The 25,473-nt window shown below is 32.8% G+C and carries 15 protein-coding genes; 13 read left to right on the top strand and 2 right to left on the bottom strand.

Annotated features, from left to right (window positions below; genetic code table 11):
- Positions 1–10: 10 nt before the first annotated feature.
- The 10 genes from CLU81_RS01650 (at position 11) to CLU81_RS01600 (ending at position 16,265) form a co-directional block, all read left to right on the top strand.
- Positions 11–1,696: a RagB/SusD family nutrient uptake outer membrane protein gene (locus CLU81_RS01650; protein WP_099708235.1), complete on the top strand. Its 1,686-nt coding sequence runs from the start codon at positions 11–13 to the stop codon at positions 1,694–1,696.
- A gap of 97 nt (positions 1,697–1,793) precedes the next feature.
- Complete coding sequence (locus CLU81_RS01645) at positions 1,794–2,660, top strand: alpha/beta hydrolase (RefSeq protein ID WP_233209630.1); 867 nt, start codon at positions 1,794–1,796, stop codon at positions 2,658–2,660.
- A gap of 79 nt (positions 2,661–2,739) precedes the next feature.
- Positions 2,740–3,708, top strand: coding sequence for a DUF4861 family protein (locus tag CLU81_RS01640; RefSeq protein WP_099708234.1), 969 nt, complete (start codon positions 2,740–2,742; stop codon positions 3,706–3,708).
- 157 nt (positions 3,709–3,865) lie between these two features.
- On the top strand, positions 3,866–5,056 hold the full coding sequence (locus CLU81_RS01635) for a glycoside hydrolase family 105 protein (protein WP_099712638.1): 1,191 nt from the start codon (positions 3,866–3,868) through the stop codon (positions 5,054–5,056).
- A 19-nt stretch (positions 5,057–5,075) separates the two neighbouring features.
- Positions 5,076–6,296 (top strand): glycoside hydrolase family 105 protein, encoded by a 1,221-nt coding sequence (locus CLU81_RS01630; RefSeq protein ID WP_099708233.1) that lies wholly within the window; start codon positions 5,076–5,078, stop codon positions 6,294–6,296.
- Positions 6,297–6,634: 338 nt separating this feature from the next.
- Complete coding sequence (locus CLU81_RS01620) at positions 6,635–8,242, top strand: glycoside hydrolase 43 family protein (protein ID WP_099708232.1); 1,608 nt, start codon at positions 6,635–6,637, stop codon at positions 8,240–8,242.
- Between the two features lie 210 nt (positions 8,243–8,452).
- Positions 8,453–10,462: a pectate lyase gene (gene pelA / locus CLU81_RS01615; RefSeq protein ID WP_099708231.1), complete on the top strand. Its 2,010-nt coding sequence runs from the start codon at positions 8,453–8,455 to the stop codon at positions 10,460–10,462.
- A gap of 133 nt (positions 10,463–10,595) precedes the next feature.
- Complete coding sequence (locus CLU81_RS01610) at positions 10,596–11,945, top strand: glycoside hydrolase family 28 protein (protein ID WP_099708230.1); 1,350 nt, start codon at positions 10,596–10,598, stop codon at positions 11,943–11,945.
- A 192-nt stretch (positions 11,946–12,137) separates the two neighbouring features.
- On the top strand, positions 12,138–12,881 hold the full coding sequence (locus tag CLU81_RS01605) for a rhamnogalacturonan acetylesterase (RefSeq protein ID WP_099708229.1): 744 nt from the start codon (positions 12,138–12,140) through the stop codon (positions 12,879–12,881).
- Between the two features lie 1,071 nt (positions 12,882–13,952).
- Positions 13,953–16,265 (top strand): hypothetical protein, encoded by a 2,313-nt coding sequence (locus CLU81_RS01600; protein ID WP_099708228.1) that lies wholly within the window; start codon positions 13,953–13,955, stop codon positions 16,263–16,265.
- Positions 16,266–16,806: 541 nt separating this feature from the next.
- Here the strand turns inward: CLU81_RS01600 and CLU81_RS01595 are convergent.
- Positions 16,807–18,138, bottom strand: coding sequence for a sigma-54 dependent transcriptional regulator (locus tag CLU81_RS01595; RefSeq protein ID WP_099708227.1), 1,332 nt, complete (start codon positions 18,136–18,138; stop codon positions 16,807–16,809).
- 6 nt (positions 18,139–18,144) lie between these two features.
- Entirely contained in the window at positions 18,145–19,236 is a 1,092-nt protein-coding gene (locus CLU81_RS01590) for a sensor histidine kinase (RefSeq protein ID WP_099708226.1), read from the bottom strand.
- 666 nt (positions 19,237–19,902) lie between these two features.
- On the opposite strand from CLU81_RS01590, the gene CLU81_RS01585 reads away from it, so the two are divergent.
- The 3 genes from CLU81_RS01585 to CLU81_RS01575 all read left to right on the top strand — a co-directional run bounded on the left by CLU81_RS01585 (position 19,903) and on the right by CLU81_RS01575 (position 25,218).
- Entirely contained in the window at positions 19,903–20,361 is a 459-nt protein-coding gene (locus CLU81_RS01585; protein WP_099708225.1) for a hypothetical protein, read from the top strand.
- Between the two features lie 323 nt (positions 20,362–20,684).
- Positions 20,685–20,861, top strand: coding sequence for a histone H1 (locus CLU81_RS01580; protein WP_099708224.1), 177 nt, complete (start codon positions 20,685–20,687; stop codon positions 20,859–20,861).
- Positions 20,862–21,168: 307 nt separating this feature from the next.
- On the top strand, positions 21,169–25,218 hold the full coding sequence (locus tag CLU81_RS01575; protein ID WP_099708223.1) for a two-component regulator propeller domain-containing protein: 4,050 nt from the start codon (positions 21,169–21,171) through the stop codon (positions 25,216–25,218).
- Positions 25,219–25,473 lie beyond the last annotated feature (255 nt).

Raw genomic sequence — 25,473 nt, 5'->3', positions numbered from 1 at the left:
ATTAGAAAAAATGAAAAAATTAATAATAGCTATACTAATACTGGGAACGACATTAAATTCTTGCTCAGATTTTATCGAGGAAGACAATCGTTCTTACGGTTCAGCAGAGCAATATTTTTTGACTTCTGCGGGATTTGAGTCATTAATAAATACAAATTATGCAACACTAAAAGACATTTATGGAGGAGATCCGTGGTTGTTTGAAGCAGGAACAGATATGTATTCTGAGGGAAGAAATCAAGAACCGGAAGGATTAGCCAAATATTTGACATTATCATCGTCATCTGCAGGAGTTGATCAATTGTACAGAACTTGTTATATCGCAATTCAACAGGCAAATAAAGGATTGTATTATTCGACAATTACAGAGAAATCAAGCACGTTGGATACCAGAATTGGCGAACTTAAATTTTTACGTGCAAACGCTTATTTTCTGTTAGTTCAAACTTATGGAGGAGTTCCGGTTGTTTTGGATAATATCAATACAGCAGTGACATCATTTGACAGAAATACGGCAGAGGAAGTTTATACACAAATTTTCAAAGATCTTAACGAGGCACTTCCGGCAGTAAGTACAGCGGCATATGGCGGAAGAGTTAATAAAAGAGCGGTTCAGGATTTATTGGCAAAAGTATATTTGACAAGAGGTTATGAAACTTTTGGAACTCCGGCAGATTTTACAACAGCGGCTGTTTTGGCAGATCAGGCAATTGGTGGTCAGGCTTTGAATGTATCTTTTGATAATGTTGTAAAACCAGGAAATGAAATGAATGCAGAAACTATCTTTTCGGTTCAGTTTTCGATTGCTTCAAATGCAACGGGAACAACAGCTTTAGGAAGTTCTCAAAACTATTGGTTTAGTTCTTATTTAGGCGCAGCGGCGGCTGGAAATCCTTATCCAAATAGAAGTTACACACTTTGTCCTACGGTTTATGCTTTGTCATTATATGAAAAAGGAGATAAACGTTGGGAAGGTACTTTTATGAATGAAATCTACAGCAGATATTATGATTATTATACCGTAACAGATAAAGCAGCTTTGAAAATTTCAGATTTCTATGAGCCAAAATGGTTTACAACAGCTGACAGAGACGCTTGGAAACTGGATAATGCTTCAAGAATGGTAGCGAATTTCAGATATCATAATTGGGGAACTTATTCTTCATCAGCGGCTTCGGGAGGAGATTATAACCTGATTCCGGTTCGTAAATTTGATGATCCAAATGCTCCATATAGTGGTGCAACAAGTGCAAATTATAACACAACGCCAATTACACCAGCTACTAACAGAAGTAGTACGCGCGATTTTATTATTTCAAGATTGGGTGAAACGTATCTAATTGCTGCCGAAGCTTATTTTAAAGCAGGTCAATCAGGAACAGCTTTAGCACGATTAAACGAAGTAAGAAGAAGAGCTGGAGGCGGAGTTGTAGGAGCAATTCCGGTATTAACGTCAATTGATATCAATACAATATTAGACGAAAGAGGTAGAGAATTATTGGGAGAATACCACCGATGGTTTGACTTAAAACGTACTGGAACATTAGTAGAAAGAACTGTTTTGTACAACCCAAAAGTGACAACAACAAATGCTTTTGCAGGACAAAATGGTAATCTTAAAATTCTAAGACCAATCCCACAATCAGCATTAGATTTGAACAGAAATAAAGATTTTCCTCAAAATCCTGCATATTAGTAATTTGATAATTTTTGAGATTATTTTTTTGAAGTAGTTATAAAGGAGTTTGACCGCATATCAAACTCCTTTCTTAACCAATAATTGAAGTTTGCAGATGAAGAAGATAGTACTGTTTTTTATGATGTATGCAACGGCAATTTCTGCGCAAAGCAAGTTTGAAATTGACACTTCGTATACGATAAAAAGCACTTATAGTAAGTTGATAAAACAATATTCTTTTATCAAAATTGCGGAGTCAAAAAAGAATGAAAATGTTACTGAAATTTATGATGTTGTCTATGATAAAAAGCAAAATAGAGACTTACATTTAGATTCTTATTTTTATAAAAAAGAAAAACGAAATCCAGCTGTAATCATGATTCATGGCGGCGGATGGAGATCAGGAAATAAAAGTCAGATGCGGATTATGGCACAAGAAATTGCTTCAAAAGGTTATTCTTGTTTTGCAATTGAATACAGATTATCACTTGAAGCGAAATATCCGGAAGGGATTTATGATATTAAAAATGCAATTAAATTTATAAAAGATAATGCTAAAAAGTTTCATGTAGATCCAAACAAAGTTGCCGTTTTAGGATGTTCTTCGGGAGGTCAAATGGCAGCTTTGATTGGTACAACAAATGAGGACTTGGCTTTTGAAGACGTACAATTTAAAAGTAAATCTTCATCAAAAGTAAATGCAATTATTGATGTAGACGGAATATTAGCATTTAAACATCCGGAATCAAAAGAAGGAGAGATGGCAGCATTTTGGCTAAAAGGTTCTTATGAAGAAAACCCGGAGAATTGGAAAAATGCTTCGGCTTTAAGCCATACAAATAAAAGCACGCCGCCAATCTTATTTATAAACAGTAGTTTTGATAGGTTTCATTCCGGAAGAGATGATATGATCGCAATTTTAGAGGAAAATAAGATTTACAGCGAAGTAAAAACAATTGAAAATTCGCCACATTCCTTTTGATTTTTTCAACCTTGGTTTGATGAAATGACAAAGTATATAACACAATTTTTGGACAAAATATTTAAATAAATTTTATAAAATGAAAACATTAATAACGGTATCAGCAGCTTTAGTTTTTGGACTTTCGGCTTGTAAAGCTCAAAAGAAATACGATATCAAAACGGCAAAAACCTATGCCGAATTATCGGTAAAAACAGATGGAAAATGGGAAAATAGAAAGTACATTGGAGGAACTGTTTTTAAAAACGTTGACAAACTAAAATTAGCCCCGGAACATACAGATCATTCGTTTGATATTCGTTATGAAGGTCCGGGTTGGGAAAATAACAGAATTGGATATCGCTTGTATTTAGACTGGAGAAATGCAATTGATATTTTCGGAAAAAAGACTTCGGCAATCGTTTTGCCTCAAGTCGGACAGGATAATTTTGATTCGTATCACGAAATGAGTGATTGGGGAGCTGATATTCTGAAAGCCGGAAAAGGTATCGGAATTGGTTCAATTGATCGTTATTTAAACAACGAAAAATTACATTTTCATACGGTAGATTCAACGATTGCAAATGTTGAAAATAAAGCAAATGAATCTAAAGTTATCGTAAAATATTATGGCTGGAAAACGGCTTCTGATAATATTGATTTTACAACAGAATTAACGACTAAGCCGGACCAACTTTATACAGAACATAAAATTAAGGCTTCAAAAGAAATTAAAGGAATTTGCACGGGAATTGTAAAACAAAAGAATACTGAATTGCTTAAAAAAGAAAGCAAAAACAAAAAATGGGCTTATTTGGCAACTTATGGTGAACAATCGTTAGTTCCGGATAAATTAGGAATGGCAATTTTTTATGAAGTAAGCGAAGTTGAAAATGTTGCTGATACTGATTTAGATTATCTAATAGTATTTAAGCCAACAACTAAAGCACATTCTTTTTACTTTTTGGGAGCTTGGGAACAAGAACAAAACGGAATAAAATCGAAAGAAGAATTTGTAAAATATTTAGATCAAAAATTAGAAGTTCTGAATAAGAAAGGGAAGATGTAAAAGAGTGAAGAATATAGAATAAAGAGTAAAGAGTAAAGAGTAGGGCTGATTTTATTTTGGATTATAATTAAAAATAAAATCTGTGCGTATCTGCTTAAATCTTTTTAAATCTGCGTGAAAGAATTACAGAACTAATCACATGCTTAAAAGTGTTTTCATGAAAATAAAATATTCGAGTTGGGTAATTGTTTTTCTGTTGTTTTGCAGTATTTTAATATTTGGTCAAAATAAATATGTAATTTCTAAAGATTTAAAATGGTCTGAAAAAACAGCACTTTCAATTTTAAATAATTATCCGAAAGCTTGGCAAATTGATGGAAACGAAAAACCAAAATGGGATTATAAAATGGGCTTTTTACTGTTTTCTTTCGAGAAATTGTATCAGAAAACAAACGATTCAAAATACCTGAATTATATAAAAGAATATGCTGATGAAATGATCGACAGTTCTGGAAATATTAAAAAATATGACGAGAAAGAATACAATATTGATTATGTAAATCCGGGAAAAATTCTTTTTGATTTATATGATAAAAAGAAAGACAATCGCTATCAAAAAGTAATTGTTCAATTAAGAAAACAACTCGAAAATCAACCGAGAACTGCAAGCGGAGGATTTTGGCACAAACAAATTTATCCCAATCAAATGTGGATTGATGGTTTGTATATGGCAGAACCTTTTTATACACAATATACGGTTAAGTATGAAAATGGTAAAAGTCTGGACGATATTGCAAAACAATTTGAATTGGTTCACGATCATTTATTAGATAAAAAAAGTGGTTTACCATATCAATGTTGGGATGAAAGCAAACAAATTGCGTGGGCAAATCCGGAAAAGGGAACATCGCCAACAATTTGGGGACGAGGAATTGGCTGGTATATGATGGCTTTGGTAGAAACATTGGATTATTATCCAAAAAACCATCCAAAACAGAAAGAATTAGTTCGTTATCTGAACGAGATATCAAAAAGTGTAATTGAGTATAAAAGTTCTTCAGGATTGTGGTATCAGGTTGCTGATAAACCGGATTTGAAAGGGAATTATTTAGAACCGTCGGCTTCTGCGATGATTATTTATGCTTTGGCTAAAGGCGTCAACAAAGGATATTTAGCATCAAATTATAAAAAAATAGCGCAAAAATCTTTTAATGCTTTTATAAAAGAATTTGTCAAAACAGATGAAAATGTTGAGGTAAATATTCTAAACGTTTCGCCAAGTGTTGGTTTAGGAGGAAAACCTTTTAGAGACGGTACAAATGAATATTATATTAGTGGAAAAACAAAAGATAATGGTTCGCCCGCTTTAGCTGCTTTTTTGTTGAGCGCGCTTGAATTAGATAAGTAGAAAATAAAATAGTTTAAAAATGAAAAATAATATAAGACAAGGTTATTTCGTATCGGTTTTATTGATCTGTGCAATGGCTTTTACAAGTTGTAAAGTGACTTCGCAGGAATCGGCTAGTAAGGATATTGTTATTTCTAAGGATATGAAATGGTCTGATAAAATGGCTTTAACGATAATGAAACGCCATCCACAAGCCTATATGATTGATGATGCCAAGAATCCAAAATGGGATTATGTTCATGGTTTGGTTTTGCATTCAATGGAAGAATTGTATAAAAAAAATCCTGATCCAAGATATCCTGTTTATATTAAAGGATATGTGAATGCTTTAGTTCAAAATGACGGAAGTATTAAGAGTTATGATCTTGATAATTATAATATTGATATGGTGGTTTCCGGTCGTTTACTTTTTAAGATTTACGAAACTTCTAAAGAAGAAAAATATTTAAAAGCTTTACAGTTGTTACGTAAACAATTGACAGAACAACCAAGAACAGCAAGTGGTGGATTTTGGCATAAAAAAATATATCCAAACCAAATGTGGTTAGACGGTTTGTATATGGGAGAACCGTTTTATGCAGAATACACAACAGTTTTTGAAAACGGAAAAGAATTGGACGATGTGGCAAAACAATTTGAATTGATTCAAAAACATGCCACAGATCCTAAAACAGGATTATTGTATCACGGTTGGGACGAAAGCAAACAAATGGCCTGGGCAAACAAAGAAACCGGAACTTCGCCAAATTTCTGGTCAAGAGCCTTAGGTTGGTATGCTATGGCGCTTGTAGATGTTCTGGATTATTTCCCAAAAGAACATCCTAAACAAAAAGAACTTGTTGGATATTTGAATAGTGTTTCTGAAGCTTTAGCTAAATATCAGGATAAATCTGGTTTGTGGTATCAGGTAACAGATAAAGGAAACAAAGAAGGAAATTATCTTGAAGCATCAGGATCTTCAATGTTTGCTTATGCTTTTGCAAAAGGAGCAAACAAAGGTTATTTACCTTCAAAATATAAAAAACTGGCAAATAAAGCCTTTGATGGATTAACGAAACAATTGATAAAAGTAGTTACTTACGGATCAATTACATTAACAGAAGCTTGTGCTGTTGCAGGTTTAGGAGGAACACCTTACAGAGATGGTTCTTATGAATATTACGTTAAAGAAAGAAAAAAAGACAACGATCCTAAAGCAACCGGACCTTTTATTTTGGCAGCTTTAGAATTGAATAGATAAACGAGGAGTGAAAAGAGTAAAGAGTAAAGAGTAAAGAGTAAAGAGTAAAGAGTAAAGAGTAAAGAGTAAAGAGTAAAGAGTAAAGAGTAAAGAGTAAAGAGTAAAGAGTAAAGAGTAAAGAGTAAAGAGTAAAGAGTAAAGAGTAAAGAGTAAAGAGTAAAGAGTAAAGAGTAAAGAGTAAAGAGTAAAAGAGTTAGCCACAAAGTTTGTCATTTCGACGGAGGAGAAATCTCCGCAAGAAACTCGACACAGAATGTCTCAATATTACCTGATTTCTCCTTCGTCGAAATGACACAAAATGCGCATAAAAATAGATTAGAAAACAATCATTATTATAAATGAAAAATATAAAAGTCCTTTTTCTGTTATGCTCATTTTTCTTGATGCAAAGTAATTTTGCTCAGGTTTGGGTGCCCGATAATGGAGACGGAACTTACACAAATCCTATAATTCATGCAGATTATTCAGATCCTGATGTAGTTCGTGTTGGAGATGATTTTTATATGACAGCATCGTCTTTTAATTGCATTCCGGGATTACCTATTTTGCATTCTAAAGATTTGGTTAATTGGAAAATTATAGGATATGCGCTTAGTAAACAACCGCCATTTGAAACTTATAATAAAGTGCAGCATGGTAACGGAGTTTGGGCGCCAAGTATTACTTTTCATAACAATGAATTTTATATTTATTATCCTGATCCTGATTTTGGAATTTATATGATAAAAGCCAAAAATGCTGAAGGACCTTGGTCAGAACCACTTTTGGTAAAAGCTGGATTAGGTTTGATAGATCCAAGCCCGTTATGGGATGATGAAGGAAAGAATTATCTCGTTCATGCCTTTGCAGGAAGCCGCGCCCAGATAAAAAGTTTATTAGTCGTTTGTACAATGAACGCTGAAGGAACGGTTGTGAATACTGATGAGGTTATGATAATTGACGGTCATGAAAGCGAAGGCACAATTGAAGGGCCAAAATTCTATAAGCGAAACAATTACTATTATATTTTTGCTCCCGCGGGCGGAGTTTCTACAGGATGGCAAACTGTTTTAAGATCAAAAAAAGTTTTTGGTCCTTATGAAAAAAAGAAGGTTCTCGAACAAGGAAAAGCCACTATAAATGGTCCGCATCAAGGTGCTTGGGTACAAACACAAACTGGAGAAGATTGGTTTATTCATTTTCAGGATAAAGGAACGTATGGCAGAATAGTTCATCTTCAGCCTATGAAATGGGAAAACGATTGGCCAGTAATGGGACAAGATTTCGATAAAAATGGAATAGGTGAACCTGTTACTACATTCAAAAAACCAAACGTAGGCAAGGAATATCCGATAGAAGTTCCCGAAACATCAGATGAATTTAACGAACCAAAATTAGGTTTACAATGGCAATGGCAGGCAAATTCTCAAATCAATTGGGGTTTTCCGACAAGTCTGGGATATTTGAATTTGTTTTGTTTACCAACAATTAAGGAGGATCAGAAAATTTTTGAAGCTCCAAATTTGTTACTGCAAAAATTCCCAGCCGAAGAATTTACCGCAACAACCAAACTAACATTTAATACAAGACTAAACGGAGAATCAACAGGACTTTTGATAATGGGATTAGATTATAGTTACCTGAATTTCAAAAATGAAAATGGAAAATTATATCTGAATCAGAAAACCGGAACTTTTGATAAAAAAGTTTCAGAAACAGAAACCACACCAATTTTAATTTCAAACAATACAATCTATCTTAGAGTAAAAATTAAAAAGGGAGGCACTTGTAGTTTCTCCTATAGTTTAGATGATAAAAAGTATGAGCCAATTGGATCTGATTTTGTTTCGAAAGAAGGAAAATGGATTGGCGCAAAAGTTGGTCTTTTTGCTTTAAGCAAGAAAATAACAAATGATTCCGGTAATGTTGCGGTAGATTGGTTTAGAATAAATAAAGGTCAGAAATAAAATCAGGATTAGTTTTTGTGAAAAAATGACTTCCGTAAACGGTGTTTTTTTGAACGAATTTATAAAAATGACAGTTTGATATATTGTAAGAAAAATAAAAGGTTTTAATGAAGTTTAAATCATTTAATTTATAAAAAATAGATTTTTTGACCTTTTATAGTGTTTAGGTTTTGCATTAAAATAAAAATGACAAATAGAAATTAAAAGAAAATGATTCCATTAAAAAAAGCAATAGTATTCTTTTTGTTAATCATGAGTTTTGAGTCAATTGCTCAGAATACGTTTAAGAATTGGCCTGATATTATTCGAAAAAATGACGCGGTTTGGTTTGCTTCGGCAGAAGCCAAAAATATTGCTGAAAATGTTTTGCTCTATCAAAGAAATATTGGCGGATGGCCAAAAAATATTCAAATGCAAAGTGTGCTTAGTGAATCAGAAAAGCAAAAACTTATAGCACTAAAAAGTGACTTACACGAGATTACAACAGATAACGGCGCGACTTGTCAGGAAATGCTTTTCATGTCAAGAATGTATGCTCAGGTCAAAGATGAAAGGTATAAAGAATCGTTTTTAAAAGGGCTAAATTATTTATTAGAAGCTCAATATAAAAACGGTGGCTGGCCTCAGTTTTATCCTTTAAAAAAAGGGTATTACACACATATTACTTACAATGACGATTCGATGGTTAATATTCTGAATGTCTTAAAACAAGTGAGTGAAGAAACGGGTTTTTATAGTATAAAACCATCAAAAGAGATTGTTGAGAAAAGTAAAAAAGCATTTGATAAAGGCGTTGATTGTATCTTAAAAACACAGTACAAACAAAACGGAATATTGACGGTTTGGTGTGCACAACATGATGAGGTTACTTTGGCTCCGGCAAATGCAAGAGCTTTTGAACTGGCGTCGCTTAGTGGTTATGAATCGGCAAAAATTGTGTTGCTTTTAATGTCGATCGAAAAGCCTTCGCCGGAAATAATAACGGCGATTAAAAGTGCTCAGATTTGGTTCGAAAAAACTAAAATCACCAATCTTGAAGAGAAACGTGTTTTGAATGATGCCGGAAAAATTGTAGATAAGAAAATGATTGTTACTCAAAATGCAGCACCAATATGGGCGAGATTTATGGATCTTGATACAAACGAACCTTTCTTTTGTGATCGTGATGGAATTAAGAAAAAATCTCTTGCTGAAATTGGTTCAGAACGTCGAAATGGTTATTCGTGGTATACAGATGCACCAAAAGAAGTACTTAAAAAATATGCTGCCTGGGCAATCAAAAACGGAGTAAAAGTTTCGGCAATAGAAACTTCGGATAAAAAAAAAGATAATTTTTTTACGATCGCTTTAGATGGTTCAGGAGATTTTACAAAAATTCAGGATGCTATAAATGCCTGTCCGTCATTTCCATATGAAAAAGTAACGCTTTATATAAAAAACGGGATTTATACCGAAAAAGTTCGGATTCCGGAATGGAACACACATTTGGTTTTAATTGGAGAAAGCAAGGAGAAAACTATTATTCAGTTTGATGATAATTTTTCGAAAATCAATTCAGGACGAAATAGTACTTTTTATACCTATACAGTTTTGGTTGAAGCTGACGATTTTTCGGCCTCAAATTTAACGATTAAAAATACGTCTGGTGATAACGGGCAAGCGATCGCATTATCTTTGACAGGGAATCGTGCTCAGATTTCGAATTGTAATATTCTTGGAAATCAGGATACTTTATACTTGTCAGGAAAAGAGGTAAAACAATATTTTGCAGCATGTTATATCGAAGGAACAACTGATTTTATTTTTGGAAGTGCGACAGCTTTATTTGAAAATTGTGAAATTCATAGTCTTAAGAATTCCTATATCACGGCAGCTTCAACACCTCAGGATACTGTTTTTGGTTTTGTTTTTAAAAATTGTAAACTTACTGCAAGTTCGTCAGTAGATGCAGTTTATTTAGGAAGACCGTGGCGTATTTATGCTAAAACCGTTTATATCAATTGCGATATGGGGAAACATATCAGACCGGAAGGTTGGGAGAATTGGTCAAAACCTGAAGCCGAAAAAAGCGCTTTTTATGCAGAATATAATTGTAAAGGCGAAGGTTTTCAGCCAGCAAAAAGAGTTTCATGGTCACATCAGCTTCAACAAAATGAAGCGGAAAAATATACAATCGAAAACATATTGAAAGATTCGATTTCTAATTGGTATTCAAAATAAAAATAGCACACAGATTATACTGATTAAACGGATTTACACTGATTTATATTTTAAATTAATCGTTTCAACAAAGAAAAAAGATCTGCGTAAACCCGTTTAATCCGCTTAAACCCGTGGGCTAAAACATACACACATGAACATTAAATATCTCCTTTTTCTATTTATTTCTTGCATTTCATTTGCTCAGAATGGTGAATTTCCATCGGCTAAAGTAGATTCAATTGTCAATAGAATTCAGCTTCCGGTAATTCCGTCTAATCAAATTAATGTTTTAAAATTGGGAGCAAAAGGAGATTCTATTACCAACAATAAAGCTTTTTTTGATAAAGCAATGGCGCTGTGTAAAAAGAACAATGGCGGAACTATAATTGTTCCAAAAGGGATTTATAAAATCAATGGTCCAATTCATTTTGTAAGTAACGTCAATCTTAGAATTGAAAAAGGCGCAAAAATTAAGTTTAGCGATAATCCGAAAGATTATTTACCAATGGTTTTAACAAGTTGGGAAGGTACAATGCTTTATAACTATAGTCCATTAATTTATGCTTACGGATGTTCGAATATTATAATCTCAGGCGAAGGAATAATTGATGGAGAAGGAGGAAAGAACTGGAAAAGCTTTAAAGCAAAAGAAGAAGTTGGTAAAAAGCTGAGTAGAGAAATGAATCATAATAATATACCACTGAAAGACAGAAAGTTTGGTGAAGGTTATTTTTTGCGTCCACAAATGATTCAGTTTTTCAATTGTAAAAATATTTTAGTCGAAAATATTAAGATTGAAAACTCGCCTTTTTGGTGTTTACATTTATTAAAATCACAAAGTATTACCGTTCGTGGAGTACGTTATAAATCATTAAATTATAATAATGATGGTATTGATCCGGAGTATGCAAAAGATGTTTTAATTGAAAATGTAACCTTCGATAATGGAGATGATAATGTTGCAATAAAAGCCGGAAGAGATCATGAAGGAAGAGCAAATTCAGCAACACCGAGTGAGGATATTGTCATTAGAAATTGTAATTTCAAAGGACTTCATGGTGTCGTTATCGGAAGCGAAATGTCAGCAGGAGTTCAGAACATTTATGTTGAAAATTGTAAAACGGTTGGTTACTTAAAAAGAGGAATTTATTTAAAAACCAATGCTGACAGAGGTGGTTTTATTAAAAATATATTTGTTAGAAATATTAATCTGGATACTGTAGAAGACTGTTTGTATATCACGGCAAATTATCATGGTGAAGGAAGTGGGTTTCAATCGGAAATATCAAATATTTATTTTTCAAATATTACATGCAATAAAGCAACTCAATCAGGAATTGTAATTCAGGGATTTCCGGATAAAAAAGTTCGCAATATCACCTTAAATAATATAGAGATTAAATGGGCAAAAAATGCGATTTCAAGTCAAAATGCTGAAAACGTAATATTGAATGAAGTTTTTATTGGAGATAAAGCAACGGTTCCTTCGGCTGCGAAATAGGTTTTTTTTTTGAGGTTCAAAGGTTCAAAGTTACAAAGGGACAGAGGAACAAAGGCGCAAAGATTTTCCGTAGAGGCGCACAGCAGTGCGTCTACTGTTAGAACACGAAAACTTGATAAAGAATAAATGCACCAGTAAAAATCCGTCTAAACCCGTAAAATTCGCGTGCTATTAATCGCAAACTTATAAAAAATGAAATACTATATAATAATCTTTTTATTAATCACAACAATCTGTTTTGCTCAAAAAACTACCTTATATACTATAGGAGATTCTACAATGGCGAATAAAAAAGATCCTGACAAAAATCCGGAACATGGTTGGGCACAAGTATTACAGCCATTTTTTAAAGATAATGTGATAGTAGAAAATAAAGCAGTAAATGGTAGAAGTACAAAAAGCTTTATTAACGAAAACCGCTGGGATTCTATTTATAAGAAATTAAAAAGGGGGGATTATGTTTTTATTGAATTTGGGCATAATGATGAAAAAATAGAAGATTCAACCAGATATACAAATCCACATACTCTATATAGGTATAATTTAATTCGTTTTGTAAAAGAAAGTCGTGAGAAAGGTGCAATTCCAATATTATTCACATCTATTGCCAGACGAAATTTTAATGAAAAAGGTGTATTAGTGCCTACGCATGGAGATTACCCCTTAGAAACCCGAATGGTAGCACAAGAATATAAAGTACCTTTTATTGATTTAGAATATTATACTGAAATATTGGAACAATCTTACGGACCGGAAAAATCAAAACAGTTGCATTTGCATTTTAAAGCTGGTGAAAATGCGTATTATGATAAGGAGAAGGCTGATGATACACATCTGTCTTTATTGGGAGCAATGTCTATTGCACAAATTGTAGTAAATCAGATTAAATTATTAGAAGATCCATCTTTGGGAAAACTCCAAAAAAGTATTAAGTAATACTGAATTTTTAGATTTAATTTCAATTTAGAGGACTTTAATCATTAGAAATACTCTAATCTATAAGTTTAAAAACTTTTAGGAGTAAAAAAAGTTTGTAATGATTCAGAAATTTGTAGTTAATACTAAGTTAGTGGTTAGTGGTTGAATTGTTTTTTATTTCTTAGTATTTTTAATAGCTTTTTAAAAAGAGAGAATTTAGGTTCTCTCTTTTTTTGCGATAATTTTTCGTAAATAATCAATTTTGTATTAAGCTGTTTTTCTCAAATTGAATTCTTTTGAATTTAAAGATTGTTTTAATCTGTTACTTAAAAAACTTTTAAGGGTAATATCTGTAAGTAATTAAAATGACATTTGACTTGTTAATTTAATTCAATAAAAGATTCAGTAAAAAGTTTTATAATTATTTTTTTCATTGATTTTAGACAGTATATGGACCGGTTTTTAATTTATTGTAGGATAAAATTTTAGACAATCATTTGGTTTTGAGGTTATATACTGTCTATTTTCTTTTATTAATTTAAATTTTGATGATAAGTAAAGTAGATGAAATAAAATTCGGCGGAGTACAATACACTATTATAATTATACTTTTTATGCTTGATTAAATCCATTTTTTCAAAATAATTTATTTAAAGATTTGTGATAATAATTCTTTTCAAATCAATTTTATTGTGGTGGTTATTAATTAGGTAAAAGGAGGGAACTGAGGTTTCCTCTTTTTTATTTTAGTCCAATACTACTGAGGGTTTTAATTATTTGATTAATTAATAAAATCTGCTTAGAGTTGTTTAATCTTATTTGGCAATAGTCTTTTTTGCCTGTAAAAACACTTTTTTTTATTCAAGTAACTAAAAATGAGCAAGATGTGTTTTGGTGACTAAAATCTCTTCATATAAAAGGTATGTCTTAATCTATAAGTTTAAAAACTTTTACAGGTCAAAAAAAGTTGACTTTCGCAAGACCTTTGCATCTTCAAAATGAGGTGTTTAAAATTGATATTTATGTAATCACCTAAGATTTAGATTAATAGAGTTTAAAGAAATAATAATAACACATAATATTAAAGTTATGAAGAATAAATTACTCCCACTATTTGTTGTATTAGGTTTAGGTAGTTTTTCGGCTTATTCACAGGTAGGTATAGGGACAAACAACCCTGATCCTTCAGCTCAATTACATGTTGTGGCTGGAAATCGTGGTGTTTTAATACCAAATGTTAAGTTAAATAGTACCACGGATAATGTGTTGCCAATTAATAATCCTGCAGAAAGCTTATTGGTTTTTAATACAGCTACGGCAGCTGATGTTACTCCAGGTTACTACTATTGGCTGAAAGGTAAATGGAATAGAATGGCACTTGCGGGAGAAAGTTCTGGAAATGCAAGTATTCCAACAGTTTCAGGTGTACCTGGAACAGATGGAGTAAGTATTCCATCAGGAGCTAATATGGTTATTGATAATACAGGTACAATTTATGTATTGAAACCAGAAGGGGATCCAACAAAAGTTGGGGATTGGTCACCAATCAACGGAAAAGATGGAAAAGATGGTATATCCGGCGCACCAGGTTTAGCTGGAGGAAAAGGAATTCCGGGAGCGTCTGGAGTTGATGGAGTAACCCCTGCAGATGGAATCACTACATGGATTGATTCATCAACAGGTATTATCTATGTTCAGGATCCAATTACAAAAGAGTGGAAAGAAGTTTCTGGTCTAAACGGACTTGATGGTAAAAATGGAAAAGACGGTTTAGCGGGAGCAGCAGGAGTACCTGGCGCACCTGGAACACCAGCTATCGATGCCAATACAGTAATGTATATTGACAATACTACCGGAATTATCTATGTTCGTGATACGAATAATCCAGACAAATGGGTTCCAATTAATGGAAAAGACGGAAAAGATGGTATATCCGGCGCACCAGGTTTAGCTGGAGGAAAAGGAATTCCGGGAGTATCTGGAGTTGATGGAGTAACTCCTGCAGATGGAATCACTACATGGATTGATTCATCAACAGGTATTATCTATGTTCAGGATCCAATTACAAAAGAGTGGAAAGAAGTTTCTGGTCTAAACGGACTTGATGGTAAAAATGGAAAAGACGGTTTAGCGGGAGCAGCAGGAGTACCTGGCGCACCTGGAACACCAGCTATCGATGCCAATACAGTAATGTATATTGACAATACTACCGGAATTATCTATGTTCGTGATACGAATAATCCAGACAAATGGGTTCCAATTAATGGAAAAGACGGAAAAGATGGTATATCCGGCGCACCAGGTTTAGCTGGAGGAAAAGGAATTCCGGGAGTATCTGGAGTTGATGGAGTAACTCCTGCAGATGGAATCACTACATGGATTGATTCATCAACAGGTATTATCTATGTTCAGGATCCAATTACAAAAGAGTGGAAAGAAGTTTCTGGTCTAAACGGACTTGATGGTAAAAATGGAAAAGACGGTTTAGCGGGAGCAGCAGGAGTACCTGGCGCACCTGGAACACCAGCAATCGATGCCAATACAGTAATGTATATTGACAATACTACCGGAATCATTTATGTTCGTGATACGAATGATCCTACGAAATGGATTCCAATCAACGGAAAAGATGGAAAAGATGGTATATCCGGAGCACCAGGTTTAGCTGGAGGAAAAGGAATTCCGGGAGCATCCGGAGTTGATGGAGTAACTCCTGCAGATGGACTCACTACATGGATAAATACTGATACAGGTATTGTTTATGTAAAAGTTCCAAGCGATCCAAGTGGATGGAAAGAAGTTTCAGCAATAAACGGACTTGACGGAAAAGATGGAAAAGACGGTTTTGTTGGAGGTAACGGAGTACCAGGAAAAGATGGTGAGAAAGGAATTGACGCCAATACAGTAATGTATGTTGATGGCGCTACCGGAATCATTTATGTTCGTGATACGAATGATCCTACGAAATGGATTCCAATCAACGGAAAAGACGGAAAAGATGGTATATCCGGAGCACCAGGTTTAGCTGGAGGAAAAGGAATTCCGGGAGCATCCGGAGTTGATGGAGTAACCCCTGCAGATGGAATCACTACATGGATAAATACAGATACAGGTATTGTTTATGTAAAAGATCCGAGCGATCCAAGTGGATGGAAAGAAGTTTCAGCAATAAACGGACTTGACGGAAAAGACGGAAAAGACGGTTTTGTTGGAGGTAACGGAGTACCAGGAAAAGATGGTGAGAAAGGAATTGACGCCAATACAGTAATGTATGTTGATGGCGCTACCGGAATCATTTATGTTCGTGATACGAATGATCCTACGAAATGGATTCCAATCAACGGAAAAGACGGAAAAGATGGTATATCTGGAGCACCAGGTTTAGCTGGAGGAAAAGGGTAAGCGATTATACCTTCGCCACAATCAAGAAAATAACGTGTTCCTGTTGCTATATCACTTTCAGGAGCTATGATAAAATTACCGTCTATTTTTCCTCCATATTCTTGTGCTAAATTCTCTACCCAACTTAAGTCAGCGCCGTATGAATGTTCAATTATTTTCATATTAATAAGAATTGTATTGTTTAAAGTTAGGTTAAGTATTTGGTTTTCAGATTGTTTGGTGGTGTTTTCGGTTAGTAAAATGTTTTTATTTCGTTAAATTTTTATAAATGCATCATTGTTTTGCTAGAATATTAATCATTTGATTTATTGATAATTAGTGTTGAATAATTTTAGCCTTGTTATGTTACACCGTACCAGTATTGACATTTATGTTTTATTTTGATATTAATTTGACTTATTATAGGCAAAACATATGCCTGAAAAGCTGTATAAAATATAACGCATTGATAATTAAATCATTCTAATACTATAATAGAATAATCACTGTTTTTGCTATAGGAAATTTAGTGTCGCTTGGGGTGTAATTACCCGCTTTTTGGTTAGGTTATTTTCTGACTAAGAGTTTTACGATCAATTTTTAGAATATTGGCTGCCTTAGTTTTATTATTTCCTACGGCCATAAGTACTTTTAAGATCTGTTCTTTTTCGTACTCTTTTAAAGATTTAAAAAGTACTGATTTTTCTGGTATAGCGTATTTTAGATGTTCCGGAACTTGCTGGATATCTATAACTTCATCACTCATAATAATCATGCGCTGAATGATGTTTTCGAGTTCTCTGATATTACCGGGCCAGGAATAGCGCAATAAAATTTCATTGACTTTCTCATTCATCAAAATTGCAGGTTTATTATATTCAATTGCATATTTTGAAATGAAACTATTAGCGAGCGGTATGATGTCTTCTTTTCGCTCTCTTAACGGTGTTGTTTTTATATTGACAACATTAATTCTATAATATAAATCTTCTCTAAAAGTACCTTCCTGAACCATTTTGTACAAATCGTTGTTGGTAGCACTTATGATTCGTACATTTAGTTTTTCGGGATTTCTGGAACCTACTTTAGTAATTTCTTTTTCTTGCAAGACCCTTAAAAGCCTTGTTTGTACTGCCATCGAAGCCGTACCAATCTCATCCAGAAAAATAGTTCCTCCTGAAGCCGCCTGAAAAAGACCAATTCTGGATTCAGATGCACCGGTAAAAGCCCCTTTAGTATATCCAAAAAGTTCAGATTCCATTAAAGATTCCGGAATGGCTCCGCAATTCATAGAAACGAAAGGCATATTTGCCAACGCACCTTCATAGTGAATTGCTTTGGCAATTAGTTCTTTACCAGTTCCACTTTCGCCCTCAATCAAAACATTTACTTTATTATTCTGTACGCGTTTTATGACTTCAATTAAATCCTTAAACTGATTAGAGTGGCCAACTATACCCGCATAAAAGCTTTTGTCTGAAAGTGTAGAACCCTCATACGGACCTTTTTTTGCATTATTTATTGTTTTTATAATAGAATTTTCAATAGCATTATAAAGTTCTTCGCTTGTAAATGGTTTAGGGAGATAATCTAATGCTCCGGATTTTATGGCTGTAATTGCATTATTGATAGATGGTAAACCTGTTATGACCAATTTGGGCATTGTGGGGAAATGTTCCTCAGCATATTTTAATAATTCGATACCATTTATTTCCGGCATATTTAGATCCGTAATCAGTAGATCTATAGTATTATATTTTAAAACATCAAGAGCTTCGGCCACAGAAGAAGCTTTATAAGTGCGATAATTAAATGTTTTTAGATTTCGTTGAAGTACATCAAGCATATCATAATTATCATCTACAATCAGTATATTCTCTTTTCTTAAACTCATTTTATATTAGTTTATAGGTAATTTTATTATGAAAATTGATCCGGACGGACAGTTGTCTTTTACAGTTATCTCGCCATTATGATTCTTTATAATTCCGTGTACGACACTAAGTCCAAGGCCAGTGCCATCAATTGAGGGTTTAGTCGAAAAGAAAGGTTCAAATATTTTTTCTTTAATGCTTTCCGGTATTCCGGTTCCCTGATCTTCAATTGTTATAAATAAATTTTCGGGATCACTATCAACTATAATTCTGATAATACTATTGGCTGGAGAAGCATAAACGGCGTTTATGAGTAAGTTAAATAGGACTTGTGTTATTTGTACCGAATCAACTTTGGCACGAATAGCATCGTTTTTAAATACCAATTCAGTTTTGATTTGTTTTTTTTGAAAATTTTGATTTAAAAATGACAAAGCAAAAGTTACAATTGGTTTAATTTCTTTTACAATTAGTTGTTGTGGCATTTCGCAGGAAAAAAACATAAGTTTTTTTACAATCTCACGAGAATGCATCACTGAGTTTATGATGATAGAAATATCAGATTCAATTTCGGGATTTGTATTGTTACTCTTAATTAATTCAGCAAAGCCCAATATGTTGCCCAAAGGTGTATTAAGTTCATGAGCGATTCCTGCCGTCATTTCGCCAAGAATAGACAATCGGTCCATTCTTTCGGCAGTTTTCTTAAGTTGCTTCTCTCTTTCTAAGTTTTGGGATTTTTCGATATAATTGCCAATTTCTATCGAAATTGTGTCCAGAAGCTGTTGTTCATCTGCCAGAAAATCATTTTGAGTATGTTTATTCTTTAAATAATGAACTTTAATATAACCGGCATTATAATTACCAATCGTTATATAACTCACTTGATAAACCGTTTCTGAAATAATTTTTGATGTTGATAAAAAGTAGTCTGGAATCTTGATTTCGACAATAGCATCGTCATTAAATCTCCATGCTTTTTTTATGATGAAAATAAGGTTTTTTAATACCTTTTTTTCGATGTTATTTGACTGTGATATTATTTTTGAAATCTCATATAGACAAGTCAATTCCTTGACCCTTTCTTTGAGTTTTTCTTGTGGTGTGGCAGAATTCATCTTGTAGGAAATTATTTATAATCTTTTTAAATTGTAATCAAATGTAATTAAATATTTGAATGTGTGTTATATTTGATTAGATTTATTTAACTATTTGAAAACAAACTAAATAGGATTGATTTATAAGTCTTAAACTGATACTTTTTTAACTTATTCAGGTGGTTTTGTCGTGCTTTTTTATGTAGACAAAAGTTTACTTTTTGAAAGAATCAAAATCTTAATCAAGAACTTCACTTTTCATTTTCTTGATAAAAAAATCGAAAAAAATGATCCTTTTAGTGTGGTTTTTGTATTGAAGAAGATTCCATTTTTATAAAGAAAAATTCAGGTCTTTTTTTTACTTAATAATAGCGTGTAAAACGAAAAAATTAAGCGGTAAATTTTTTGATATTTATTCTCAAAAAATCCTCCTAATTATATCTTTTATAATTCTATTTTTTGATTCATTTTTTAAAGAATAAAAGAAACTTTTTCAATGCGTAGAAAGCGTAATAATTCTGTTCAAGCTCAAATTATGGTTAGTCTTAGTAAATAAATAAAGAAAACGATCCAAGTGTTAAATGTCTTAATTTGTCCATTTTATGACTTTTTTGGTCCCGTTGGTTATTGATAGTCGGCTTAAATTTGCACAGTTTTATTATTAAAAGATTTTTAAAGACTAGAAAGATGGAGAAGGAAAAAGTTTTGGTACGTGATAATCAGGGTACATTTCTAAAAATGTTTAAAAGAAAGTTCAAAGATGAATTTGAATTTAATGAAACTGCATTTTCAGATGTCAATGAAAATGAATCTTTAGATTTTGATCGTTGCATTTATGTAGTCTACAATAAGGCTGAATTTCTTAATTTTTTAAAATTAGACAAAAAAGGCACAAACATATTAGTATGTCTCTTCAATAAACAGTTATATAGTAGTTTGACTTTTTTAAATGATCTTAAAAGTTTAATTATGATTGACGGTACTAATAATAAGGCCGAAATCATAAAGGATTTAAAATTGTATTTTAAAGAAAAAACAAATTTTGCCAATCCAACAACAACTGCACCGCGAGTGATTTCTCAAAATTTGAGTGCACTAAAAACTAAATTCAGCAATTTTGACAAAGCAGTGTATTTCTTAATGTAGTAGTTAGTGTGTTTTTTATATTTTCTATTCTCATAGATTAGAAACTGGTTGGTGCAGGGTATATGTTGTTCTATATCCTGCGCTTTTTTTGTTTAAAAATGGCACTCTGTTGCTGTAAATGGCGTTTTTATTATTTTTTAAATAGTGCTGTATAAAAGATTGCTTTTTGTAAGTACATAATAAATAGAGTGTTATGATTTTAAATTTTCAAATTGTGACAAATCTTTGCTCAAGTGCCTAAAAGTGGGATAAATTTAACATCAAATTTGTTGAAACTACCGCCTAAAATTTTATTTTTGCGACTTAATTTAATAAGTATAAGCATGAAAGATCTATTAGTAAAAATCAACGCCGAAATCGAAACATTCAAAGCAGAAGCTGAATCTTTAACTGAAAAAGGTGTTAAAGCTGCTGGACCAAGAGCACGTAAATCAACTTTGGAAATTGAAAAACTTTTAAAAGAGTTTAGAAAAGTTTCTATCGAAGAATCAAAAAAATAATATTTGTATTCAGAATAAAACCTCGCTTGAATAAAGCGGGGTTTTTTTATGCCTTGTCTTAAACGAAATCACTTTTCTGTTTTTAAGATAATTTACAAACCACTTTTATATAATTCCGTTTAAGATTAATTTGATTTTAAACGGAATTATTATTTATAGGGATTGGTTTACTAAAAATACGAAATAAGGAAAAAGTCTTATAAATAAAGGAGTATATGTGAATTTTGTTTACCTTTTGTTGTGAAATATATACAAAATTAGCTTATAATTGTGCTTTTTACACCAAACCAAAAAACACCACCATATTTTGAAGTATTTCATTCTAAATTTTCTACTATTATTTGGTTTTATATCCGTCGTTCAGGCACAGGATAATCCCATTAAGTTTCTGGATATATCAGATGGTTTATCGAACAATTCTGTAACAACAATATTTCAGGATAGTGACGGTTACTTATGGTTTGGAACTTATGATGGATTAAATCGTTATGACGGTTATAACTTTAAAGTATATCGCAATAGAATTAATGATAAAAATTCACTGTTATTCAATACGATTTATAATATCGAAGGCGATTCAAGAAATAATATTTGGGTTGGAGGAACGAATGGTATTTGTATTTATAATAAAACAAATGCAACATTTCGTCCCGTTGAGTATGTCGTTTCGAATAAGAAACCACAATATTTAAAAGATATTATTCATCAAACCAGCGCTATTTCTTCTAATATGGTTTTGGTGGCTTCACAAAATTTAGGTTTATTAAGTTTTGAAAACGGATCATTAGTAGGGAAACATATTCCGCTTAAAGCGAAAGAAAATAAAGTAAACATTGATAACTACGATGCGATAGCAATTCAGGACGACAAGAAAAAAGCCCATTCCTGGGTTTATGTCAGAAACGTTGGTGTTTGCAGTTTTGATTATAAAACAAAAAAGTTAAACGTTGTTTTTCCGCTTTCGATAGAAGTAAAAGCGATGAAACGCGCTTTTGACGGAAATCTTTGGTTGGGAACAGACGAAGGACTTTTTTTATTTAATACGCAATCAGGAACTCTTTCAGAGAATTATTTTGCAACTAAATGTAGTGTTACAGACATTCTTACAGATAAGAAAAAAGACGTTTGGATTACAACAGATGGCTGCGGAATTTACAGAGTTATTGGAACAAACAAAAAAGCAATTCCGTCAAATACGGTAAAAGACAATAATCTGGTCAAAAGTAATTCGGTTTGGAGTTTGTACGAAGACAAAACAGGAAACAAATGGTTTGGTACTTTACGTGGCGGAATTAGTATGTTGAGTAATACGCCCAAATATTTTAAGAGTATTCGCTACAACGCCAATGATCCTGCCGAAAATTTCATTTTATCTTTCTGCGAAGACGAAAAAAACAATCTTTGGGTTGGTACTGACGGCGCAGGATTGAAATATTGGAATAGAAAAAATAACACTTATATCAATTACAGTAATAAGCTTTCGAGTAGTTTTATTACAAGTATAATTAGAGACAATAATAACGAAATCTGGTTATCGACCTGGGCTGGCGGAGTAAATAAAATAAATCCAAAGACGAATACTGTTACGCATTATTCTTGTTACAATCCGTTTACAAAACAAACTGAAAAGAACGTTTGGTTTGTTTACAAAGATTCCAAAAACAATATTTGGGCAAGCGCCACAAATGAAGGCTCTTTATATCTGTTTAATAAAACGGCTAATAATTTTGAACTTTTTGATAAATCTATCACAAATTTGCAATGTCTGACTCAAACCAGTGATGGTAAACTTTGGGGCGGAAATTATACTTCATTATTTTCTATTGAAAAAGCAACAAAAAAGATCAATAAAATAACCATTGGAAATCCTGTAAGATGTATTTACGAAGACAAAGACAAAAATCTCTGGTTGGGAACTCAGGAAGGTGGTTTGTTGTTATTTGACCGAAAAACGAATACTTTCAAAAGATTAACTACAGATGATGGTTTGCCTTCGAACACGATTTTAAGATTGCTCGAAGATAAAGAAGGTAATCTCTGGATGAGCACTTATAATGGGATTTGCAGATTTGATAAAAAGCAAAAAACATTTAGGAATTTCTCTGTAAACGATGGACTTCAGAGCAATCAGTTTAGTTTTAATGCAGGAATTAAATTGTCTACCGGAGAGTTTTTATTTGGCGGAATTAATGGTTTTAATATCTTTTTTCCCGAAGCAATCAAAGGATACAATCAGCAGAATAATCTTTTGCTGACGGATTTTTACGTAAACAATCAACCAATTGAAGAAAACAAAACAGATTTGATTTCAGAATGGGATTCCAATAAAGTCAAAGTAGTCAATTTGCCTTATGATCAAACCACATTATCGCTGGAGTTTGTTGCGCTCGACTATAATAATGCCGATAAAATAAATTATGCTTATTTCCTTGAAGGCTGGGACGAACAATGGAATTTTGTAGGTCAGGCCCGAAAAGCAAATTATTCGAGATTACCCGAAGGAAAATATACTTTTAAAGTAAAAACAACCAATTTTAAAGGCGGTTGGAACAAAGAAGAAAGTTTGATTATCATAAACGTTTTGCCGCCTTGGTACAGAACGTGGTGGGCTTATGCTTTATATTTATTAGCCGGTATTGCTAGTATTTTTGCTTATTTGGAATATCATAAAAATAAAGAAAAACTAAAATACAAGGTTAAAATAGCCGAACTGGAAAGCAAGAAAGAAAAAGAAATTGCTGAAAAACAATCGTCGATGTTTACTTATATCTCGCATGAATTTCGCACGCCACTTTCCCTGATTATAAATCCATTGAAAAAAGCGGTTCAGAAAGAAAGTGTCCAAAATGGATCTTCGGGGAGTGATTTGGCAATTGCGCATCGAAATGCACGCCGACTTTTGAGTCTTGTAGATCAGTTATTGCTTTTTAGAAAAGCCGAAAATGATGCTGATTCACTAAGATTATCCACAATCAATGTCAATAATTTATGCAACGAAGTCTATCAGTGTTTTGTCAATCAGGCAAAAGAAAAAAGTATTCATTACAATTTTAATATTCCTGATCATGAAATTGAAATTATAGGCGATTATGAAAAAATTGAAATTTCGTTATTCAATTTAATGTCGAATGCATTTAAGTATACACCAATTGGCGGAACGATTAATCTTAATCTCAATGAGAATGATCGTGAAGTAATTCTTGAAATTGCAGATAGTGGCGACGGAATTGAAAAAAAAGATATTGATGTTATTTTCGAAAAATTCAAACAAATCAATTCAAAAGTTTCAGTAGGAACCGGTTTTGGAATTGGACTTTATATCGTAAAATATTTTGTAGACAAACACAAAGGTTCCGTAAGCTGTACAAGCGAAATAGGAAAGGGAAGTATTTTTAAACTAACGTTTCTAAAAGGAAACAGTCATTTTGAAGACGTAGAAATTACAACCGAAATTCCGCAAAGAAGTCAATTGTTTAATGAATTGATTGTGGATGAAATCGAAGAGAATAATTCATTTTCTAATACTTCGGTTTCAGAAAATGATTTCCAAAGAATAATGCTTACAGACAAACGCACTGTTTTAATAATTGATGATAATGCTGAAATAAGAGCATATCTCATCAAATTATTTTCTGAAAACTATGTAGTTTATAGTGCCGAAAATGGAGAAGAAGGTTTGAAGCTGACCAAAAAACACATGCCGGATTTAGTAATAAGTGATATTACGATGGAGGAAATGGACGGTCTCGAATTGTGCCGAAAAATAAAAGAGAATCCCGCTTTGTCTCATATTCCGGTAATTTTATTAACGGCATCAAAAAATCCGGAAACACATTTACAAGGAATCAGCGATGGAGCCGATGATTATATCACAAAACCATTTGATGATGATATACTCGTGGCGCGTGTAGAGTCGTTGCTAAGAAACCGCAGTAATCTTAGAACTTATTTCCTGGACAGTATCACGCTCAAAGAAAACACACAAAAGGTTCCGATAGAATATCAGGAAATCCTCAAGAAATGCATTGATATTGTAGAAGCGAACATTCACAAAAGAGATTTCACGATCAAAAATTTCGCACTCGAAATGGGAATGAGCCACAGAACACTTTACACAAAAATTAAAATCATTTCTGGACAAACCTTAAATGCCTTTATACGTTCTGTCCGGATTCGAAGAGCTGCGATGTTAATGCTAACCGAAGATATTAATATCACGCAGGCAAGTGCCGAAGTTGGTTTTGAAGACCCAAAATATTTCAGACAACAGTTTGTAAAATTATTTGGAATGACACCTTCAGAATACATTAAAAAATACAAAAGTTCATTCAACGCAGATTTGAATATTATTAAGTAAAAAGTTCTTATTGTGATTGATTTGAGTACAATCTTGTCATCCTGAGCGAAGTCGAAGGACACACAAGTAATTCGACAAAGATTGGTCTTTGCGAGGAACGAAGCAATCTCATTTACTGAATACAATTCGTGATTTTTGTTAGTGTGGTTGCTTCGTTCCTCGCAATGACAAATATCGTGTTTACTTTGTAGAGTTTCATGCGTTTTATCTTTGTCAAAGTTTTAAACTTTGACAAAGATCTCGTAACAAACTTCA

Origin of the sequence: Flavobacterium sp. 9, from assembly GCF_002754195.1 — a bacterium.
In the GTDB taxonomy this organism is placed as follows: domain Bacteria; phylum Bacteroidota; class Bacteroidia; order Flavobacteriales; family Flavobacteriaceae; genus Flavobacterium.
Note: the sequence above shows the minus strand (reverse complement) of the source record. Positions and strands in the feature narration are given on the sequence as shown.

Excerpts from the sequence above, each read along its gene's own strand:
- CLU81_RS01650 (WP_099708235.1), top strand. The coding sequence starts at position 11 with ATGAAAAAATTAATAATAGCTATACTAATACTGGGAACGACATTAAAT.
- CLU81_RS01645 (WP_233209630.1), top strand. The coding sequence starts at position 1,794 with ATGAAGAAGATAGTACTGTTTTTTATGATGTATGCAACGGCAATTTCT.
- CLU81_RS01640 (WP_099708234.1), top strand. The coding sequence starts at position 2,740 with ATGAAAACATTAATAACGGTATCAGCAGCTTTAGTTTTTGGACTTTCG.
- CLU81_RS01635 (WP_099712638.1), top strand. The coding sequence starts at position 3,866 with ATGAAAATAAAATATTCGAGTTGGGTAATTGTTTTTCTGTTGTTTTGC.
- CLU81_RS01630 (WP_099708233.1), top strand. The coding sequence starts at position 5,076 with ATGAAAAATAATATAAGACAAGGTTATTTCGTATCGGTTTTATTGATC.
- CLU81_RS01620 (WP_099708232.1), top strand. The coding sequence starts at position 6,635 with ATGAAAAATATAAAAGTCCTTTTTCTGTTATGCTCATTTTTCTTGATG.
- pelA (WP_099708231.1), top strand. The coding sequence starts at position 8,453 with ATGATTCCATTAAAAAAAGCAATAGTATTCTTTTTGTTAATCATGAGT.
- CLU81_RS01610 (WP_099708230.1), top strand. The coding sequence starts at position 10,596 with ATGAACATTAAATATCTCCTTTTTCTATTTATTTCTTGCATTTCATTT.
- CLU81_RS01605 (WP_099708229.1), top strand. The coding sequence starts at position 12,138 with ATGAAATACTATATAATAATCTTTTTATTAATCACAACAATCTGTTTT.
- CLU81_RS01600 (WP_099708228.1), top strand. The coding sequence starts at position 13,953 with ATGAAGAATAAATTACTCCCACTATTTGTTGTATTAGGTTTAGGTAGT.
- CLU81_RS01595 (WP_099708227.1), bottom strand. The coding sequence starts at position 18,138 with ATGAGTTTAAGAAAAGAGAATATACTGATTGTAGATGATAATTATGAT.
- CLU81_RS01590 (WP_099708226.1), bottom strand. The coding sequence starts at position 19,236 with ATGAATTCTGCCACACCACAAGAAAAACTCAAAGAAAGGGTCAAGGAA.
- CLU81_RS01585 (WP_099708225.1), top strand. The coding sequence starts at position 19,903 with ATGGAGAAGGAAAAAGTTTTGGTACGTGATAATCAGGGTACATTTCTA.
- CLU81_RS01580 (WP_099708224.1), top strand. The coding sequence starts at position 20,685 with ATGAAAGATCTATTAGTAAAAATCAACGCCGAAATCGAAACATTCAAA.